1 protein-coding gene is annotated in these 1,372 nt (G+C 59.7%); it reads left to right on the plus strand.

Annotated features, from left to right (window positions below):
* The coding region (locus ACVBEF_RS21195; protein WP_447125871.1) for a condensation domain-containing protein at positions 1 to 1,372 on the plus strand (1,372 nt) is incomplete at both ends.

Below are 1,372 nucleotides of genomic sequence, written 5' to 3' on the forward strand. Positions count from 1 at the left end.
CCTGATCCAGCGCATGCGAGAGCACGGCATGCAAGCCGAGGTCCGTGCCTTGTTTGCGACGCCGACCGTGGCCGGACTGGCCGCTGCGATTGGCGCTGAAAGTCGTTTAGTCACCATACCCGTGAACCTGATTCCCGTCGGGTGTTCCGCCATCACCCCGGCGATGCTGCCGTTGGTGGCGTTGAACAGCGCGGAGATTGCCCGTGTTGTTGAGGGAGTCCCCGGAGGTGCCGCCAATGTGCAGGATATCTACCCGCTTGCACCCTTACAAGAAGGCATCCTGTTTCATCATCTGATGGCCAGACAAGGCGATCCTTATTTGCTTGTAGGGCTGACCAGCTTTGACACACGAGCGCGGCTGGACGCCTACCTGAGCGCATTGGAAGACGTGATCCAACGGCACGATGCGCTACGCACCGCCTTCGTCTGGGAGGGGGTGCCAGAACCGTTACAGGTGGTTTGGCGCAGCGCGCCGCTGATGCAGGAAGAACTGATCCTCGATCCAGCCGACGGCGACGTGGTCGATCAGTTACGGGCACGTTTCGATCCACGCCATATCCGGCTCGACCTGTCGCAAGCGCCCTTGCTGCGCACCAGCTTTGCCTTTGACACGGTACAACGGCGCTGGATCTTGCTAACCTTGGATCATCATCTGGTGAGCGATCACATCACCCTGGAAGTCATCGATGCCGAGATTGCAGCGCATTTGCAGGGACAAGAAGCGCAACTGCCGGTGCCGTTGCAATTTCGTAATTATGTGGCGCAGACAAAGCTAGGGGCCAACACCGAAGCGAACGAAGCCTTCTTCCGTCAGATGCTGGGCGACGTCGATGCACCGACCGCACCGTTCGGCCTGTTGGAGGTGCATGGCGATGGTGACGGAATGGACGAAGGCCGTCTCCCACTAAGCGTCGCATTGTCGCAGCGCATACGAGCGCAGGCGCGGCAACTCGGCGTGAGTGCAGCCAGCCTGTGTCATCTGGCGTGGGCCCAAGTACTGGCGCGGGTCGCTAATGGTGGCACGCGTAGCGATGTCGTGTTTGGCACCGTGCTATTCGGCCGCATGGGGGGCGGTGAAGGTGCCCGGCAGATGATGGGCTTACTGATGAATACGCTGCCGTTGCGTATCAATATTGACGATCAGGGCGTAGCCGCCAGTGTGCGGCGCACGCATACCTTGCTGAGCGCACTGATGGAACATGAGCATGCCTCGCTGGCATTGGCGCTACGCGCTAGTGCGATCGTTGCACCGCAACCGTTATTCTCGGCCTTGCTCAACTACCGTCACAGCATGTACAACACAAGTTCGCCGATCTGGGAGGGTATCACCCAGATTGCGGGAGAAGAACGGAGCAACTATCCGTTGACCATG

The sequence above is a fragment of the Glaciimonas sp. GG7 genome, assembly GCF_052976905.1.